The sequence below is a fragment of the Halomonas sp. SpR8 genome, assembly GCF_031010195.1.
Lineage (GTDB): Bacteria > Pseudomonadota > Gammaproteobacteria > Pseudomonadales > Halomonadaceae > Vreelandella.
Window position 1 is genome coordinate 139,900 of record NZ_JAUAMC010000005.1, and the last position, 16,942, is coordinate 156,841.

18 protein-coding genes are annotated in these 16,942 nt (G+C 53.0%); 9 read left to right on the forward strand and 9 right to left on the reverse strand.

All coding sequences use genetic code 11. The features are described 5' to 3' along the window. Positions 1-53: 53 nt before the first annotated feature. The 3 genes from QT230_RS11680 to QT230_RS11690 are packed head-to-tail and all read right to left on the reverse strand — an operon-like array spanning position 54 to position 1,635. Positions 54-620 carry a tetratricopeptide repeat protein gene (locus tag QT230_RS11680; protein WP_308321969.1) on the reverse strand — a complete coding sequence of 189 codons (567 nt, stop codon included), beginning with the start codon at positions 618-620 and terminating at the stop codon, positions 54-56. Next, positions 617-1,150 (reverse strand): hypothetical protein, encoded by a 534-nt coding sequence (locus QT230_RS11685; protein WP_308321970.1) that lies wholly within the window; start codon positions 1,148-1,150, stop codon positions 617-619. Before QT230_RS11685 ends, QT230_RS11680 begins: the two co-directional genes overlap by 4 nt. Next, a complete protein-coding gene (locus tag QT230_RS11690) occupies positions 1,147-1,635 on the reverse strand; it encodes a PAAR domain-containing protein (RefSeq protein WP_308321971.1) in 489 nt (162 codons plus the stop codon). The genes QT230_RS11685 and QT230_RS11690 overlap by 4 nt, the downstream gene beginning before the upstream one ends. Before the next feature lie 311 nt (positions 1,636-1,946). On the opposite strand from QT230_RS11690, the gene QT230_RS11695 reads away from it, so the two are divergent. The 4 genes from QT230_RS11695 (at position 1,947) to QT230_RS11710 (ending at position 4,870) form a co-directional block, all read left to right on the forward strand. Continuing rightward, complete coding sequence (locus QT230_RS11695; RefSeq protein WP_308321972.1) at positions 1,947-3,191, forward strand: RNA polymerase sigma factor; 1,245 nt, start codon at positions 1,947-1,949, stop codon at positions 3,189-3,191. Between the two features lie 82 nt (positions 3,192-3,273). After that, complete coding sequence (locus QT230_RS11700) at positions 3,274-4,119, forward strand: YciI family protein (RefSeq protein WP_308321974.1); 846 nt, start codon at positions 3,274-3,276, stop codon at positions 4,117-4,119. Next, positions 4,116-4,505: a YciI family protein gene (locus QT230_RS11705; protein WP_308321975.1), complete on the forward strand. Its 390-nt coding sequence runs from the start codon at positions 4,116-4,118 to the stop codon at positions 4,503-4,505. The genes QT230_RS11700 and QT230_RS11705 overlap by 4 nt, the downstream gene beginning before the upstream one ends. Then, positions 4,502-4,870: a DUF1428 domain-containing protein gene (locus tag QT230_RS11710; RefSeq protein WP_308321976.1), complete on the forward strand. Its 369-nt coding sequence runs from the start codon at positions 4,502-4,504 to the stop codon at positions 4,868-4,870. The genes QT230_RS11705 and QT230_RS11710 overlap by 4 nt, the downstream gene beginning before the upstream one ends. 24 nt (positions 4,871-4,894) lie before the next feature. Here the strand turns inward: QT230_RS11710 and QT230_RS11715 are convergent, their stop codons facing one another. Together QT230_RS11715 and QT230_RS11720 are read right to left on the reverse strand one after the other, a co-directional pair. Beyond that, positions 4,895-6,595 carry a 5'-nucleotidase C-terminal domain-containing protein gene (locus QT230_RS11715; RefSeq protein WP_308321977.1) on the reverse strand — a complete coding sequence of 567 codons (1,701 nt, stop codon included), beginning with the start codon at positions 6,593-6,595 and terminating at the stop codon, positions 4,895-4,897. Positions 6,596-6,827: 232 nt separating this feature from the next. Further along, positions 6,828-7,832, reverse strand: coding sequence for a porin (locus QT230_RS11720; RefSeq protein ID WP_308321978.1), 1,005 nt, complete (start codon positions 7,830-7,832; stop codon positions 6,828-6,830). 338 nt (positions 7,833-8,170) lie between these two features. Between QT230_RS11720 and QT230_RS11725 the strand changes: the two genes are divergently transcribed. The 5 genes from QT230_RS11725 (at position 8,171) to QT230_RS11745 (ending at position 11,665) form a co-directional block, all read left to right on the forward strand. Next, positions 8,171-9,334, forward strand: a complete 1,164-nt coding sequence (locus tag QT230_RS11725; RefSeq protein ID WP_308321979.1) for a glycosyltransferase family 1 protein — start codon at positions 8,171-8,173, stop codon at positions 9,332-9,334. Next, a complete protein-coding gene (locus QT230_RS11730; protein ID WP_308321980.1) occupies positions 9,297-9,836 on the forward strand; it encodes a phosphatase PAP2 family protein in 540 nt (179 codons plus the stop codon). Before QT230_RS11725 ends, QT230_RS11730 begins: the two co-directional genes overlap by 38 nt. A gap of 886 nt (positions 9,837-10,722) precedes the next feature. Then, positions 10,723-10,854: an entericidin A/B family lipoprotein gene (locus QT230_RS11735; RefSeq protein WP_308321981.1), complete on the forward strand. Its 132-nt coding sequence runs from the start codon at positions 10,723-10,725 to the stop codon at positions 10,852-10,854. Between the two features lie 5 nt (positions 10,855-10,859). Further along, positions 10,860-11,402: a YqiA/YcfP family alpha/beta fold hydrolase gene (locus tag QT230_RS11740; protein ID WP_308321982.1), complete on the forward strand. Its 543-nt coding sequence runs from the start codon at positions 10,860-10,862 to the stop codon at positions 11,400-11,402. Between the two features lie 89 nt (positions 11,403-11,491). Then, positions 11,492-11,665: a DUF6435 family protein gene (locus tag QT230_RS11745; protein ID WP_308321983.1), complete on the forward strand. Its 174-nt coding sequence runs from the start codon at positions 11,492-11,494 to the stop codon at positions 11,663-11,665. 4 nt (positions 11,666-11,669) lie between these two features. On the opposite strand, the gene ntrC is transcribed toward QT230_RS11745, so the two are convergent. The 4 genes from ntrC to glnA form a co-directional block, all read right to left on the reverse strand. Then, positions 11,670-13,097: a nitrogen regulation protein NR(I) gene (gene ntrC, locus QT230_RS11750; RefSeq protein WP_308321984.1), complete on the reverse strand. Its 1,428-nt coding sequence runs from the start codon at positions 13,095-13,097 to the stop codon at positions 11,670-11,672. Then, positions 13,094-14,152 (reverse strand): nitrogen regulation protein NR(II), encoded by a 1,059-nt coding sequence (glnL, locus tag QT230_RS11755; protein ID WP_308321985.1) that lies wholly within the window; start codon positions 14,150-14,152, stop codon positions 13,094-13,096. The genes ntrC and glnL overlap by 4 nt, the downstream gene beginning before the upstream one ends. A 235-nt stretch (positions 14,153-14,387) precedes the next feature. After that, entirely contained in the window at positions 14,388-14,957 is a 570-nt protein-coding gene (locus QT230_RS11760) for a DUF4124 domain-containing protein (RefSeq protein ID WP_308321986.1), read from the reverse strand. 95 nt (positions 14,958-15,052) lie between these two features. Continuing rightward, positions 15,053-16,459: a glutamate--ammonia ligase gene (gene glnA / locus QT230_RS11765; RefSeq protein ID WP_308321987.1), complete on the reverse strand. Its 1,407-nt coding sequence runs from the start codon at positions 16,457-16,459 to the stop codon at positions 15,053-15,055. Positions 16,460-16,942 lie beyond the last annotated feature (483 nt).

A 16,942-nucleotide genomic window follows, 5' to 3' on the forward strand; every position in this document is an offset into this window, starting at 1 on the left:
ATACTCGAGAGGCATAGATGAAGCGTTTAAAAATACTAATAGCTAAATAACACTTAAGGCAAAAACTGCTGAATGAGGACATCTCTTTCCAATTCCAACATTCCATCCAGCACTGAATCCTTCATAGGATCATTGCTAGTCTGCCATTCTAATAATAGTGAATCAGACTGAGGGGATTCAGCTAGATGCGCTGCAAGAATATAGTTCGCGTCTGGTTGGTTATTCGCCTCTCGAGCATAAGCACTTTCCACTTCTCCATAACAGGCCCTAGCTTCGTCTGTGACTCCATCCAGACGCTCAATCAGCATACATCGCAGAAGCATTTCCTCTTTGTTTAATTCTCCAGTATGGAGTTCATCCAAATCAAGCTTGGCTTCCTCATATCGGCCAAGGCTTGTAAGGAGCTGAGCACGACTACTGAGCAATTCAGAATTATTAGGGTGCTGCTCCAGGCCTTCTTTATAAACCATGAGCACATCTTCTAGTTGTCGCTTATCGCCCCGTGCATCAGTGAGTGCTGTACTTGCACGCTCCAGATATTCCGCAGGTGCTTCACCGTTGGCCAGGGAACAAGCCATAAGCGATAACGTGATCATCGTTATAAGTAGGGCTTTCTTCACAGTGGCTCAACCTCGATATCGAAACTGATATCTGTTGTACCTGACGCTAGATTGCCTGGCCCATTGGAAAAGAAATAGCCGCCAACAAGTTGAAGCGTCAGGCGACGAGGTGGCATGGGTAACGTAAAGCTAGCATGACCAATGGGGGTGAAGTCGTCATTAGGCCATGCTGAAACTCCTTCCCAACCCAGATTCTGGGTAGCAATATCTAACACCCCATCAAGAATTTTAGCCGAAACGAACCAATTTACTGAGCCTATTCTGCTGGCAGCAGTTCGACCCATAGCACTAACATTTAATGTATTACCGCTTACCGCTATATGGCCTCGAAGATTATAAGAAGCGTGAACACCTACCCCTTCTGCCAAAATGTAATCAGGCCGAACTTTTAAGTAAGGCTCGGAGAACTCGCGATACTTCTGTGCAGGTATTTCGACATTTTGCGGCTCAAGACTGCTGCTTGGAGTGGAGAAAAAATCACCCAGATGCGTATAACCGTCTTTTTCAGGGAAGGTTGTCACTTCGCTCATATGGGCCGGTTCTCTTTAATGTAAACCTGAAGTTTTTCGGATTTATCATGATCGGACACCAGACGTGTAAGACCTTGGGCATCACTAACACCACTAATCTGCTCACCGTTATCTCTTACAATTAGATACTCCATACCAGCTACGGGCTCTCCAACTGCATTGATAAGGCGAAAGCGCTCATTAAAGCGCTTAGGAAGCTCGCTGAGTAAATTGGCTGCTGACGCAGTAGGCGAACCAACCTCGGTACTAGAGCCTGTAAGTATCTGCCCTCCGCAGGAAGTGGCACTGCCATGTATAGCGGCTGGCGAGCCCTCAATGACATACCAAGCTACACCAGCGATAATAGTGGCACCACAAGAACTATTGTCACCGACCCTTGCGATGGGGATACCATCGACTTTAGCCGTCGAGGCGCCAGTAACAATACGATGAGGCCCCCCTTTACAGCTGCAAGCCACCTCATCACCGATTTTCGCGAGATCCATGTCAAACGCCCTGCTACATAGCAATGTATATCATTTACCACGTCAACGCATTGCAGTCAATTCTAGTCAGTACTATCTATTTCAGTGGTAATATTTCTCATAATTCAGAGAATTCTTATATTACCCCTCCTAACCGACACTTGTAGCTCTAAGTTACCCTAGAGGCGCTACATCCTTTTAACAGCGTCACGAGAAGCGTATAAGGTATAAATTAATACGTAGGTGAAGGCGCCATGGACTACGTTTGAGAAAGTTAACGTTACTCCTCTCTACTGTATACCCGTCTTATGGGTGCAAATGGGCCTTCTACCATGAGTATTACCCCCCCTTTACTCGACACTCTTTATCGCGATCACTCCCGGCGCGTGCAGGCGACGTTGATACGCCTGCTGGGGGATTTTGAGCTTGCCGAAGAAGCCCTGCAGGATGCCTTTGTGGCAGCGGTTCAGCAGTGGCCTGTTAACGGCGAGCCTAACAACCCCACGGCATGGCTAATTCGCACCGGCTACCACTGCGGGATCGACCAGATTCGTCGGCGCAGTACTGCACGCCGTCGAGCTCACTTACTGTTACCCACAGAGCTGCCACCTACAGCAGAGGCGCTGGATCTTGAACCCACCACTATCGAAGACGACGCTTTGCGGCTGCTGTTCACCTGCTGCCACCCAAGCTTGAGTATGGAAGCGCGGATAGCCCTGACGCTTCGCGAGATGTGCGGCTTGACCACTGAGCAGGTAGCCAGCGCCCTGCTGTTGAAACCTACCACGCTGGCACAGCGGATCGTGCGCGCCAAACGCAAAATTCGCGATGCGCATATCCCTTATGCCGTGCCTAACCAGGAAGAGCTGCCCGAACGCTTGCCGGATGTACTCCAGGTGGTCTATCTGGTCTTCAATGAAGGTTACTCACGCAGCACGGGCGCCAGCGTAGTCGATATCAGCCTAACCCAAGAGGCCATGCGGCTGGGCAATGAGCTGGCACGACTACTGCCCCTGGGGGAAGTATTTGGGCTGATGGCTTTGATGCTGCTTAATGATGCCCGTCGGGATGCACGCCAGGATAGCGACGGTGAGCTGGTCACCCTGGATGCGCAAGACAGACGCCTATGGCGTCAGGAAGATATCCACGCCGGTATAGCGTGGTTGGAAAAAGCGCTGGCGCTCACTCCAGCCGGGTACTACACCCTTCAGGCGTCGATTGCCGCCGTACACGCCCAGGCTAGCCGCGCAGAGCAGACCGATTGGGGACGTATCGTCAGGCTCTACGATGCTCTCTGCCAACGTTTTCCATCGCCGATCCTGGCGCTAAACCGTGCGGTCGCCATTGCCATGAGTGGTGCACCCGATACCGGCCTGAAGCTACTCGACGACATCGCCCATCACCCACAACTATCCCGCTATCATCTATTTTATGCCGCTAAAGCGGATTTGCTACGTCGCCAAGGCCAGCATGAAGCCGCGCGCAGTGCTTATCACCAAGCGCTGCAATTGGCCACCCTGGAACCAGAAAAACGCTTTCTGAACAGGCGGTTGGCAGAACTCGAAAATGTTTCATAAAAAAATGCTTAGACTGTGTCGATTCAAGACGCTGCCAAACGACTACAGAGAGTCACTACCCTGACCAACCAGGAGACTCTCAATGAAATTTATGTTGATACGCCGTGCTGATGCCAACACCGAGAATGGCGCTATGCCGTCCCAGGAAATGCTTGCCGACATGGCCGCTTATAACCAGCGCATGACCGAGGCAGGCGTGTTTTTGAGCGGCGATGGCTTACATCCAACCAGCGACGGGTGTCTGATCCGTTTCGAAAACGGTGAACCCACCATCATCCCCGGGCCGTTGTCGCCAGCCAGTGAGCGTATTGCCGGTTACAGCGTTCTGGAAGCCCCTTCCCTACAGGTGGCCATTGAGTGGGCCCAGCAGTGGCCCACCCAGGATGCCGATGGCAACGTGACCCTTGAGCTACGGCGCTACTTTTCGCTGGAGGACTTTGAGCCCGGTGCCGGAATTGAGCAGCACCGTAACCTTGCTCGTGTGCCGGATGCTATGAACGTGCATGTTGCCTTTCCCGGCACTTGCCGTGAAGCCATGCAGTTTTATGCCGACGTCACTGGTGGCCAGTTGGAATGCCTACTGACTTACGCTGAAACACCCGCCGCTGAACACATGCCGCCCGCCCTTCATGACCGCATCATCCATGCCTCGCTAAACCTGCGTGGACGCCGCTTGATGGGTGCCGATATGGCGGTTGACTGCTATACACCACCTCAAGGGGTAGAGATTCAATTGGAGTATCAGGATATCGAGCAGGCAGCACGAACCTTTGCTCAGCTAGCAGAGGGTGGAAAGATTGTCATGTCGTTCGAAGCGACCTTCTGGTCGCCAGGGTTCGGCATGACGATAGATCGTTTTGGCGTCGGCTGGATGGTAAACGTTCCGTCAGACAACTGCCCCTTGGCCACAGAAGGAGACTCCCCATGAAGTACGTTGCGTTAGTGTATTACCAAGAGCAAATCATCAATGCCATGAGCGAACAGGCGTGGCACGACCTCAATCAGGAGTGCATCGCCGGGGTCGAGCGCCTGAGCGCCAGCGGCCACTACCTGGCCGGGCAGCCGTTACAACCGACGGAGACAGCGACCACCGTGCGCGTGCGCGATGGTGAGACGCTAATCTCGGATGGCCCCTTCGCCGAAACCAAAGAGCAACTGGCGGGCTTTTATCTGCTTGAAGCCCACGACTTGAATGAGGCGCTGCAGCTGGCTAGCCGCATCCCACCGGCCCGGCTGGGCAGCATTGAAGTTCGCCCTGTTCGAGAACTCCCCCCTAAAGCAGCACCCCAAACAGAAATAGGAGAACAATCATGAATAATAACGCCTACCCCTATGTCGATGGTTTTGTCGCGGCCGTACCCACCGCTAATAAAGCAGAGTTTATTGAACATGCCCGTGCCGCGGCCGTTGTGTTCAAGGAGCACGGAGCGCTCCGCGTGGTGGAGTGCTGGGGCGACGATGTGCCCGAAGGAGAAGTGACCTCCTTCCCCATGGCGGTTAAGCGCAAGGATGACGAGACGGTTATTTTTTCCTGGATAGAGTGGCCATCCCGCGCCGTGCGCGATGAAGCCATGCCCAACGTCATGCAGGATCCTCGCCTACAGATGGATGTTAACCCGATGCCATTTGATGGTAAGCGTCTCATTTATGGAGGCTTTGCAAGCATCATCAACGAGTAAGCATTAAGTAAGTGGCCCAGAAAACTACTCCGAATCGTCCTGGGCCACATCCTCTTGGGCTACATTCTCTTGAGCTACGTCCTCTCGAACTACAGCCTCTTGAGCTACATCCGCAATCCGCCCTTCAACCTGGTAGAAGACTTCTTTCCTCTCTACCATATAGTCGCGCAGCATTTCCCAATCCGTATTGCCGACGATAGTGTTACGGCCATCAGCGTAGGCTTCTCCGAGTACCGTATGGCTGTCGCCACCAGCGGCAGTGAAGTTATTGGTGGCGATGGTATAAGTACGCTCTGGGTCAACCGCCTGCATCGCGCCTTCCCGGGCAATGTTGAGGCTGATCACCCGCTCACCTGGTGGCTCGCCGCTGTCGTACACCAGCTCAACGCCTGCTGACACCTGCAGAAAACCGCCGTTCTCATCGGGTGCATTGGTCAGGGCAATTTCAAAGGTTTCCAGCAGTTCGGCGCCGGTGACGTCGAGCAGCGTTAGGCGATTGCCAAACGGCTGTACTGCGATCAAATCGCCCACAGAGACCTCGCCGGTATCAATCGCTTCACGAATGCCACCGCTGTTCTGAATGGCCATCACGGTGTCGGGCGCCACTTGCTGTGCTGCTTGCAGCTGCGCATCGGTAATTAGATTACCCAGCGCGGTTTCATTGGCGCGGACGCTTCTCTCATCGCCGTTGCCATGGCGAGGGTTCGGCAGTGCGGCAATCACCTTGGCACCGACCTGGGTATCCCGTAGTGCTTCAATCTCAGCAGTGTAAGGTTCAAGGCGCTCAGCCGCGTCAGGATCCGCCTTGCGATCATCGACAGCCAGCAGTTCGCCGCTGGCATCCACCACCACGCCGTCTTCATCGAAGCTCACCTGCATCACGCCCAGGAATTGCCCGTACTCGCCTGCCTGGCCAATCACTGTGGGCGTTAGCACCTCGCCTGAACGGCTTTCGGTGTGCAGCGTTGGCGGCGTGACTTGGCTATGACTATGGCCGCCAATAATGATATCGATGCCTTCGACGTACTCCGCCAGCAGCAGATCATTGCCGATGCTGGGGTCGCTGTCGTAACTAAGGTGGGTAAGGGCAATAATCTTGTTAACGCCCTGCGCCTTAAAATTGGCCACCATCGCTTCTGCCGCCTGACGATAATCGCTAATGGTGACTTGGCCAGGGCTGGAGATTGTCTCGCTATCCTGAGTGCTCAAGCCGAAGATGCCGATCTGCTCGCCTTTATGCTCAACAATAATGCCGTCATAAAGCTTACCCACTTTTGGATCTGCACTAATCGACTCTCCCAGCATGTCGGCAAACTCCGTGCCCGCCGAAAAATCCAGATTGGCACCTAAGATAGGAAACTCCGCGCCTGCAAAAAACGCTGCTAACGCCTGATGCCCCTCTTCCGGGTCACCCAAATCAAACTCATGGTTGCCTGGCACGAAGGCGTCATAGCCCATTAAGTTCATAAATTCCAACGCATCCTGGCCCTGAAACTCATTGAAGTAGAGCGTGCCGGAAAAGATATCGCCCGCTTCCAGCAATAATCCTTCGCCATAGGTCTCCCGCGCCTCATTCAGCGTGGTGATCAAATGGGGATACTGATCGGTGCGTCCGTGTAAATCATTGGTGTGAAACAGCGTCAGGGTGTAGTTATCAGCCAAGGCGGGAGGAACGGTGACGAATAACGCTGTCCCTAGCGCCATGCCATAGCGGTGAAAACGCATTTAAATGACTCCTTTCATAACAGTGTTCAGACACCTTAGCAGTAAAGATAGCCTACCAGCGGCTTTTCGTCTCCATGGTGAAATATCACCTTCACTAAACACCAAAAGCCGGTGTGGAATCATCCACACCGGTAAAGATCGAAACATGCGAGCTAACTAAACGCTAAAGAACTAATACAAAAAGCTAATACAAAAAACTAATGCAACACTACCGCTAACATCACTTTATCAATTAGAAATGATAGCGAGCGCCTAAGGCGTAGTACATATCTTCTTCGAAGTCATTAACAGCATCCAGATTACGATCATTCAGTTCGAGGAACATATCGAAATTGCTAGTCAGTTTGTACATTGATCCTAACGCCCAAGCGTTACGCTCATCGCTAGCGCCATCTACGTCGATGTTGTAGTAATCGGCGAAGAACTTCCAGGAATCGATAGCGTACGTAGCACCAACGCCGATTTTATCGAAACCGCCACCGTTAACATCGTCATCACCGCGGGTTTCATAACCTACACGAGCAGCGAAAGCATCTGTAATAGCAAACTCACCCGTAGCGCCATAACGCACTTCACCGTTACCGCCACCGCGTACCGTATCTTCCACATAGCCAAGCGCTAAACGAGCTGGGCCTGTTTCGTAGACAACACCACCCTGAGTAGCGATAACGGATCCTTCGGCAGTCTGCTCGGCTTCAGTTAAACCACGCTCAGAGAAGTGCTTGGCAGAAATAACCGCCTGAAAACCACTCATTTTAGGCGTTTTATAGCCAATCGAATCGCCGCGTGCCTGAAGACCACCACCAGCAAACTCATAGCCGCGCTCTACGTAGACATCGAACGGCGTCATCACGTAGTTGTCATAAAAGCTGTTGTAATTACCGGCCATAAAGGTACCGAACTGCTGGCTTTCCAGACCCAGGTAGCTATTACGCACCTCATCGAATCCAGAAGATGTATTACGCTCATCACCCGTAAAGCGCCACTCTACCCGGGCGAATGCACGCAGGTCAGAGGAGATCTGATGGCCGGCGGTAATCCGCAGACGCGAGCCGAAATTACGGAACTCTTCGCCGTTATCAACACCGTCATCAACACCGCCGCCTTCAAACCCCATGGCGATACGGCCATAAATTTCCAGGTCGGTACCATCTTGATCATAAACAGTGGCGGCTTGTGCTGCAGAGGCTGCTAAAAGACCACTAACGGCCAGAGCGAGTGTCGTTTTTTTAAACATGTTCGTTCCCATTGAAGCACTGGATTAAAAGAATAAATGCTTGCGCTTTGCGAAGGCACAATGAAGGACGAATAACGCCTCAACGCAGCAAACCTTAAAGGAGTTATATTTCATTTACTTTAAAATTTTATTTTTTAGGGAACTTATTTTTCATGGGCATTTTAAATAAAATTGCCATCTAAATTTAACATTGAACTGATATCGAAATAGGTAGCTGTAGCACGTTATCTCTTAGCCTATTTATTTAAACGTGTCATCACTTATTCACCTGTTTGACTCGGCAGTGTCATTCGCCCCACGCACACTGTACGGAAACGTGATAAAGGGATGAATCGCTCATGCGGCTCTGCATCGTTAGTGAAACATGGTCACCGGACATCAATGGCGTTGCCCATACGCTGAGCCGGTTAAGCTATGAACTGGGCCGGCAGGGAGTGCCGGTCGATGTCATTCGCCCTCGCCCGCGGGTGGCGGGTAACGCCACTCGTATTAACCACGAGCTACAGGTGCAACGCCTAGCCTTACCCGGCTATACCGATGTGCAAGTCGGCTTGGTAACGCCTGCGACCCTGCGACACTTTTGGCGTCAATACCGACCTGATGTGATCTATTTGGCGACCCAAGGGCCATTGGGATGGGCGGCACGCCAAGCGGCGCGACGGCTCAATATTCCCTTGGTTGCAGGCTGGCACACCAACTTTGACCACTACTGCAAAGACTATGGCGTCAGGTGGCTAGCGTCGGCGACTCGACGCTACTTACGCTACTTTCATAACGGCTGTGCCTTGACGCTGGTGCCTACCCATCAACAGGCGAAAGTGCTTCGGCATCAGGGTATTCGGGACGTTAACGTGCTGTCACGCGGGTTGGATGGTGAGCGCTTCTCTCCTGCACATCGCGATCCTCAGTTACGCCAGCGCTGGGGCGTTAGCGAGCATCAGCCGGTCGCGCTTTACGTTGGCCGATTGGCGGCTGAGAAAAACCTCACCTTGCTGCACGAAAGTTTCCAAGCCATGCGTGAAGTGCGTCCCGATATCGCGCTTGTGATTGTGGGCGATGGCCCCGCACGGGCGCAGTTGCAGAAGGTACTTCCCGATGCGCACTTCACCGGCTTTGTGGGCCAAGAGGCCCTTGCTCGCCACTATGCCAGCGCCGATCTATTTATTTTCCCCTCGCTTTCAGAAACCTGGGGCAATGTGGTGGCAGAAGCCATGGCCAGCGGCTTAGCCGTAGTGGCCTACGATCACGCTGCCAGCGCTGAACTGGTTAATAGCGGCCACAACGGCATTACGGTACCTGCTGGCAATAGCGCTGCTTTTCAACAGGCAGCGGTAGCGCTATGCCAACACCCGGCTGACTACGCTCGCTTAGGTCGAGTTGCGCGCTTGCGAGCGCTTGAACAGAGCTGGGCTGGTATTGCCGAGCAATTTTTGCGTTATTTACACCACGCCCAGGAGGCTCATCATGCGCCCGCGTCCGCTTGTCGTATTCGACCGTCTTGATCTGCTGGAGTGGCAGTTCTGCCAGCGCATCTCGCGGCTTTCGCTCTACCGCCCCTGGCGCCTCACGTTGCAAGCAGCCAGCCGCTTAGGTGATTGGCCGGTCTGGGTGCTGCTTATTCTCGCCCAGCCGTGGCTGCAGCCAAATGGCGCTTGGCGGATGATGCAATACAGCGTCATCGCCCTGTTTGCCGTCTCCGTTTATCGACTGGTAAAAACGCGCCTGTGCCGCGAGCGACCTTTTATCACTTACAGTGAGGGCATTCAGTGCTGCGAACCAGCGCGAGATCGTTACAGTTTTCCCAGCGGCCACACCATGCATGCGGTGATGTTTAGCGTGCTAGTGGCGGCCCATACGCCTTGGTTGCTACCCATGGTGTTGCCATTAGCGCTACTGATAGCGATCTCACGCGTAGGTTTAGGGCTGCACTACATTAGCGACGTACTGGCAGGGGCAGCAATGGGCTACGCTTTTGCCTTGATGAGCCTTTACTGGATGGGCTAAAACGCTTTTTTATAATTCACCCAAACACAAAAACGCCCGCTAAGCGGGCATTTTTGACGCAATCAGTAGCTTATTTTTAGGCTAACTAATACTAAATATCAGGTGGCAGATCATCAAATTCATCCAGCCTTGCCATGAACGATGTCTTGAACATCATATACACCCCTACGCCTGAAAACCCTAAGAACAAAACAAACATGCATAACATCAATGCCATCGCCATAATCTTGTCCCTGATAGTGTGCGGTCGTTACGTTTACGTTTTATGACCGCTGCATTGTGATTTCCAGTACAGGATAGACCAAAACACAGTCTTTATCTGTACAACAGCTATGCAAATAAAATGGCGATGCAAACAACAGATATATATCAATCACTTATAATAATTCATCCACGCAAAAAAACCACCTCATTTTCACGAGATGGTTATTTCGCATCGTTCCACTCCATGGCTTGATGAACAGCGCATCCCTGCGCTGTAACCAGTGAGTGGGCCGATTTTCCTTTAACGTCCTGTTATCAACTTGGCTCCCTGCCTTCCTTCTGCCTGTCAGCCCACTCACTTAGTTACTGCTGAATTCGTTACTGCTGACAATTATCTAAACGGCTAAATCTAAACAGCTGAACATCTAAGCAACTGATTAGTAGTTGCAGGGGTTGAGCCAAAGCGTGCCAAAAGACAATAATTATAATTAAAAACAAGAACTTAAAATAAAAAAGAAACTCTTAACTCCCTCTTTCTGCCGTCTTTGTTGATGTATAGAACTGACACATGCGACATAAGCACACGAAAAACCTAGCGAAGTGCTCAGCTAGGGATTATTTTTGCTACTTACAGGTTTGGTGTAGTCCCAGCTTTAATCCCATTACCTTCAAGGAGGCCTCTATGAAACGTGCTGTTGCCCTTGGCATACTCATCGTCACCACTCTACTACTGTTAAACGGATGCAATACCATTCGTGGCGCAGGCGAAGACATTGAGCAGGGTGGCCAAGCTATCCAACGCTCAGCGGATTAAACATCATGATGACTGTTTATCTATCCCACGGCCTAGAGAGCGGGCCAGGGGCATTGAAAACCCAAGCCCTAAAAGGCGTTGCTGAAGAGCTCGATGATTGCGAACCCGTGGTAATGGATTACCGCGGCATGGCTGAGCCTCGACAGCGGCTTTTGCATTTATTAAAGGTGTTGGGCGAGCGTGGCGATAACCCAGCCCGATGCGTATTGGCAGGCTCAAGCTTAGGCGGATGGCTAAGCGCAGCGGTAAGCGCTCAGCAGCCGGTGCTGGGCTGTTTTTTGCTCGCCCCTGCGCTGGGTTTAGCCGACTACCCTGAAACATCGCCCACCATTCAGGCACGCCATACTCACATTATTCACGGCTGGCGGGATGATGTTGTTGCCCCTGGTCCCGTGATTGAACATGCCCGCCTACAGAGGCTTTCGCTGCGAATGGTAGACGACGACCACCGCCTACACGCCAGCCTGGATACTATTCTGATCGATTTTGAGCGGTTTTTACGGCAGTGCAGTGCCAACCCTAAAAGCGACCCAGTGGGCTCTAGCTGAAACGAACATTCGACATGAGCAATCAAAACCTATACAAATAGTGTACATGAAGCACTGAAATAGATTCCTAGATAGCCAGGAGATGACTCATGTTAGATATGTTTAAGCGCGACCCCAAAAAGAAGCTTCAGCAAGAGTATGAACGTAAGCTTCAAGCCGCAATGGAGGCGTCACGCAATGGCGATATGCGTGCCAATGCAACGCTTACCGAAGAGGCAGAGGCGCTGCTGGCGCAGATTCAACGTATCGAAGCGAACCAATAGGCCGCTACTCGTCGGCGAGTGCCGGTAGCAGCGTTTTTAGTTTCCGGGTGAGCGTATTACGCCCCCAACCAAGCAGCTCGGCCGCTTCACCCTTTCGTCCGCCGGTATGTTTCAGCGCGGTCTCAATCAAAATTCGCTCGAAATCGGGCACCGCCTCTTCCAGCAAATGGGTATGGCCTTCAGCCAGCGCGTGGTCGGCCCAGTCGCGAAACGCCGTGCGCCAATCGCCGTGGGCACTGCTTTCTGACGCACTGGGCGAGCGCAGTTCAGGTGGCAGATCCTCAACCAGGATTTCGCGCCCGGAGGCCATGACGGTCAGCCAACGGCAGATATTCTCTAACTGCCGGACGTTACCGGGCCACGGCAAACGCGTTAGATGAGCTTCTGCTTCGCTGGTCAACACCTTAATATCGGTGGTCAGCTCTTTCGCCGCTTCGGCTAAGAAGTGCCGCGTCAAACGAGGGATATCTTCGCGCCGCTCGGCGAGCTTGGGCAGATGAATACGGATCACGTTCAAACGGTGGAACAGATCCTCACGGAAGCGGCCGTCGTCCACCAACACTTCCAGATTTTGGTGGGTTGCGGCGATGATACGCACGTCCACTTTGACCGGCGTATGCCCACCAACACGATAGAACTCACCATCGGCGAGCACACGCAGTAGCCGCGTTTGGGTTTCCGCTGGCATATCGCCTATTTCGTCTAAAAACAGCGTGCCGCCGTTAGCCTGCTCAAAGCGCCCTTGGCGCTGCTGGGCCGCCCCCGTAAACGCCCCCTTCTCATGACCAAATAGCTCCGACTCAATCAAGTCACGGGGAATCGCCGCCATGTTCAGCGCAATAAACGGCTTGCCCTCCCGCGGGCTATGTTGGTGAAGCGCCTGGGCTACACGCTCCTTACCGGTTCCCGACTCACCGTTAATCAATACCGTAATGTGAGAGTGAGAAAGGCGTCCAATGGCACGAAACACCTCCTGCATGGCGGGCGCTTCACCGATAATTTCGGCATTTAGGCCTTCTGGCACAGCGACCGGGCGCTGGCGCTCTCGGGCGTGAGCCACGGCACGGCGAACTAACGCCAGCGCCTCATCAACATCAAACGGTTTGGGCAGATACTCAAAGGCGCCCCCCTGATACGAGGCTACGGCGCTGTCTAAGTCAGAGTGCGCCGTCATTACAATCACGGGCAGGTCAGGATGCGCCTCGCGCACTCTGGCCATTAAATCCAGCCCGTCGATGCCGGGCATACGAATATCGGTGACCAGCACATCTGGAGGGGTTTCCAGCAACCGTGACAGGGCGACATCGGCGCGCTCAATGCACTCAACGTCAAGATCAGGTTGCGCTAAGGCGCGCTCCAGTACCCAGCGGATAGCACGGTCATCATCGACAATGACCACCCGCGCCACATCATTACGTGCAGCCTCTGTCATGACGCTTCTCCGGTGAAATTAATAATCATTGGAATCAGTAAACGAAATTCGGTGTGTCCGGCTCGTGAGTCGCATTCGATCAACCCTTGATGTTGGTGCAAAATCGACTGGGCAATGGATAGCCCCAGGCCGCTGCCTTCCGCGCGCCCTGACACCATCGGGTAAAAAAGCGTTTCCTGCAGCGCATCGGGAATGCCGGGGCCGTTATCGATAACCGCGACTTCACTGACTAGACGGTGGCGCTCAGCACCGAGCGTAAATTGGCGGCGGGCGCGGGTACGCAGTATTAGCGTAGGCGCTGAGGTTTGCGCATCACTCATAGCCTGGACGGCGTTACGCGCCACATTGAGCACCGCCTGAATCATTTGCGATTCATCGCCGGAAAGGTCGGGCAGACTGGGGTCGTAATCACGGCTGATCGTCACGCGGGGGTGCTCGGCAATCAGCAGTGCCCGCACGCGCTCGAGCACTTTGTGAATATTGACCGGCTCGTGTTTCAGAATACGGTTAGGGCCAAGCATGGAGTCGACCAGATCGCGCAGCCTGTCCACCTCTTCAACAATAATATGGGTATATTCGCGCAACGCCGGGTCATCTAAGTCGCGCTCTAATAGCTGCGCCGCACCGCGAATACCGCCAAGGGGGTTCTTCACCTCATGCGCCAGCCCACGGGCGAGCACCTTGATGGTCTCTTGGCGTGTGGTTAGTGCCTCTTCCCGGGAGATTTGCATCAACCGATCCCGCGGCTCCACTTCTAACAGCAACTCATCGTCCGATAACGGCGTAACGGTGTAATCCACCGTGAGCTGCTCGCTGTTCATCGGTGTAATGCGCGCTTCACGTTGGGTGTATGGGTGGAACGCATCGCGCGCCTTGGCCAATACATCGTCAATGCTTTCATCACCACCGAGTAACGTATCCAAACTAATCCCGTGTACACGGGTAAGGCTGACCGCTAATAAGGCCTCAGCAGCTGGGTTCATCCAACGCACCCGCAATTCGCCGTCGAGCAGTAAGACCGCCGTGGTGAGATGTTCAAGCAAGCGCTGATGCATAGTGGTGTCCTGAGAAATCGCGTCTTCCATCGCCGTTACCGACCTACAGGTGGATGATCACTGAGGGAACTGCAAAAAGCGCGCCAATTGACCCTTAATGCCTATTTGCACGGCTTGCGAGCATAACAACGTAAGAGAGTGAATCGTTTTAGCGCACTCACAGCGCCCACAGCTATAGTATGCGCACCATTTTAGTGCATTGCAGATTTAATCAACCGTTCTTAATGAATCGTTCTTAATAAACATTAATGGTCACCGCTGGCGTTCGGTGCTGCAATCGTTGGCTGCTATCCACTAGCTCTGCTTGAAGCTCGTGCCGCCCCGCTGCTAGCCCGGTTAACCAGAAAACATCGCTGTGCAACGCTGTCTGACTTATTTCGCCATTCACTAACAGCCTTACCTGATGGTCATCGCGTAGGGGTGGCGCAATCGCCATTTCCACGGCGGTCATACCCTCTTCCAGACGTGCGCCCTGGTGGGGCAACGCAATCGAAAAGTGATCATAAGGCATAAAGGGCTGCCCCGGTTTGCCGCGTCGCTCAGCCGCCGGCGTCACTGCTGACGTAACTGATGAGCTAGCCGCTTGGCGAGTTGCGGCTCTCAACGCAGGCGGCAAGCCCGGCAAGGGCGCCAATTCCAGCGCCTCACCGCCACTTCCTGGGTTATCGGTAAAGGTGACGTTGCCATGCTCGTCGGCAATCCGATAAACCGTCTGCGCGAATGCAGTTGCCGCACTGCCCGTAAGCCAAGCGCCCAGCACAACAGCCATTACGCCACTTGCGGCTAGCGTGGTCGCTTTGCCCATAGTGCTCCTCACTGCCTTGTTCATCCCGATGATCACCCGCAAAACAAAAAACCCCGCCGAGGCGGGGTTTCGCTATTCGCACCGCAAGGGTGATCTTAGCAGCTGTAGTACATATCAAACTCAATCGGATGCGTGGTCATGCGAATACGCTCCACTTCTTCCATTTTGAGTTCGATGTAGGCATCGATCATTTCGTCGGTGAACACGCCACCTTCGGTCAAGAACGTACGGTCAGCATCGAGGGCTTCCAGTGCTTGATCCAGGCTATGCGCCACGGTCGGTACTAACTTGCCCTCTTCCGGCGGCAGGTCGTACAGGTTTTTGTCCATGGCATCGCCAGGATGAATCTTGTTTTTGATGCCGTCGATACCCGCCATCAACATAGCTGAGAAGGCTAGGTAGGGGTTGGCGGTCGGATCAGGGAAGCGCGCTTCTACACGCTTGCCTTTCGGGCTAGCGGTGTACGGAATACGGATGGATGCAGAGCGGTTACGCGCACTGTAAGCCAGCATAACCGGCGCTTCAAAGCCAGGCACCAGACGCTTGTACGAGTTGGTAGAGGCGTTGGTAAAGGCATTCAGAGCACGGGCGTGCTTGATGATACCGCCGATGTAGAACAGCGCCATTTCGGACAGGCCCGCATACTCGTCACCGGCGAACTGGTTCTCACCGCCTTTCCAGAACGACTGGTGTACGTGCATACCCGAACCGTTGTCACCGACCAGCGGCTTCGGCATAAAGGTAGCGGTTTTGCCGTACGCGTGGGCCACGTTGTGGATCACGTACTTCATTTCCTGCACTTCGTCAGCTTTCTTCACCAGCGTGTTGAATTTCACACCGATTTCGTTCTGACCTGCGTTGGAAACTTCGTGGTGGTGAACTTCCACGGTCTGACCAATCGCTTCCAAGGTGTTACACATGGCACCACGGATATCGTGGAAGCTATCCACCGGAGGAACCGGGAAGTAGCCGCCTTTTACGCGCGGACGGTGACCCAGGTTGCCGCCTTCTACTTGGCTATCGGTTGCCCAAGCGCCTTCGTCAGAAGTGATCTTGTACATGGAGCCTTGAATATCAGACTTCCAATGCACTTCGTCAAAGATAAAGAACTCAGGCTCAGGACCGAAGAAGGCGGTGTCGCCCAGGCCAGTAGACTGCAGGTAAGCTTCTGCACGCTTAGCGATGGAGCGCGGGTCACGATCATAGCCTTGCATGGTGGCCGGCTCGATGATGTCGCAGCGTAGCACCAGCGTGGCGTCTTCGGTGAAGGGATCAAGGTAACCCGTGCCATCTTCCGGGCGCAGAATCATGTCAGATTCGTTAATACCCTTCCAACCTTCAATAGAAGAGCCATCGAACATTTGGCCATTCTCGAAAAATTCTTCGTCCACATCGCGGGCAGGTACGGTAACGTGCTGCTCTTTACCGCGGGTGTCGGTAAAACGCAGGTCTACCCATTTAACATCGTGTTCTTCGATTAGCGCGAGAGTCTTGGCTGACATAGTGTCCTCCGGTATGAGCGTGGCTTAAAGCTAACGACAAAAAGTTAACGATAAAAGTGTTGTTCGACAAAATACGTGCAAAACCGCACGTGTGTCATTCTTATTCGCTCAGCGTTTGCCTGACATGGGTAAACAAATCGCTCAGCGAGCATTTTAAACCGGCTATTGTTTTAGCACGCCACAAGGCTTCTGCCTACGATCCGCTAGCCGTTATAAAACATTCTATCTAGTCAAAGCACATATCATGCCAAAACTGCACCAATATGGTATAGAAAAGCAACAACCAATTGTTTTATAACTATTAAAAAATGGCGATCAGTGCCTCTTGATGACGCATAAGAACGCGGTATTGACTTTTTGGCCACTTTAAAAGAGCCATTCGCACCAAATAAGGTCAAAAAAGACTGGATGAGCACCAATATAGTGCATTAATTATATTGAGCGCTGTCATTTGGCTCGCAAACTTTTACTTGCTACCCAAAT

Bases quoted from the DNA above. Each gene is read 5' to 3' on its own strand.
- QT230_RS11685 (WP_308321970.1), bottom strand. From the start codon at position 1,150: ATGAGCGAAGTGACAACCTTCCCTGAAAAAGACGGTTATACGCATCTG.
- QT230_RS11690 (WP_308321971.1), bottom strand. From the start codon at position 1,635: ATGGATCTCGCGAAAATCGGTGATGAGGTGGCTTGCAGCTGTAAAGGG.
- QT230_RS11695 (WP_308321972.1), top strand. From the start codon at position 1,947: ATGAGTATTACCCCCCCTTTACTCGACACTCTTTATCGCGATCACTCC.
- QT230_RS11700 (WP_308321974.1), top strand. From the start codon at position 3,274: ATGAAATTTATGTTGATACGCCGTGCTGATGCCAACACCGAGAATGGC.
- QT230_RS11705 (WP_308321975.1), top strand. From the start codon at position 4,116: ATGAAGTACGTTGCGTTAGTGTATTACCAAGAGCAAATCATCAATGCC.
- QT230_RS11710 (WP_308321976.1), top strand. From the start codon at position 4,502: ATGAATAATAACGCCTACCCCTATGTCGATGGTTTTGTCGCGGCCGTA.
- QT230_RS11715 (WP_308321977.1), bottom strand. From the start codon at position 6,595: ATGCGTTTTCACCGCTATGGCATGGCGCTAGGGACAGCGTTATTCGTC.
- QT230_RS11720 (WP_308321978.1), bottom strand. From the start codon at position 7,832: ATGTTTAAAAAAACGACACTCGCTCTGGCCGTTAGTGGTCTTTTAGCA.
- QT230_RS11725 (WP_308321979.1), top strand. From the start codon at position 8,171: ATGCGGCTCTGCATCGTTAGTGAAACATGGTCACCGGACATCAATGGC.
- QT230_RS11730 (WP_308321980.1), top strand. From the start codon at position 9,297: ATGCGCCCGCGTCCGCTTGTCGTATTCGACCGTCTTGATCTGCTGGAG.
- QT230_RS11735 (WP_308321981.1), top strand. From the start codon at position 10,723: ATGAAACGTGCTGTTGCCCTTGGCATACTCATCGTCACCACTCTACTA.
- QT230_RS11740 (WP_308321982.1), top strand. From the start codon at position 10,860: ATGATGACTGTTTATCTATCCCACGGCCTAGAGAGCGGGCCAGGGGCA.
- QT230_RS11745 (WP_308321983.1), top strand. From the start codon at position 11,492: ATGTTAGATATGTTTAAGCGCGACCCCAAAAAGAAGCTTCAGCAAGAG.
- ntrC (WP_308321984.1), bottom strand. From the start codon at position 13,097: ATGACAGAGGCTGCACGTAATGATGTGGCGCGGGTGGTCATTGTCGAT.
- glnL (WP_308321985.1), bottom strand. From the start codon at position 14,152: ATGCATCAGCGCTTGCTTGAACATCTCACCACGGCGGTCTTACTGCTC.
- QT230_RS11760 (WP_308321986.1), bottom strand. From the start codon at position 14,957: ATGGGCAAAGCGACCACGCTAGCCGCAAGTGGCGTAATGGCTGTTGTG.
- glnA (WP_308321987.1), bottom strand. From the start codon at position 16,459: ATGTCAGCCAAGACTCTCGCGCTAATCGAAGAACACGATGTTAAATGG.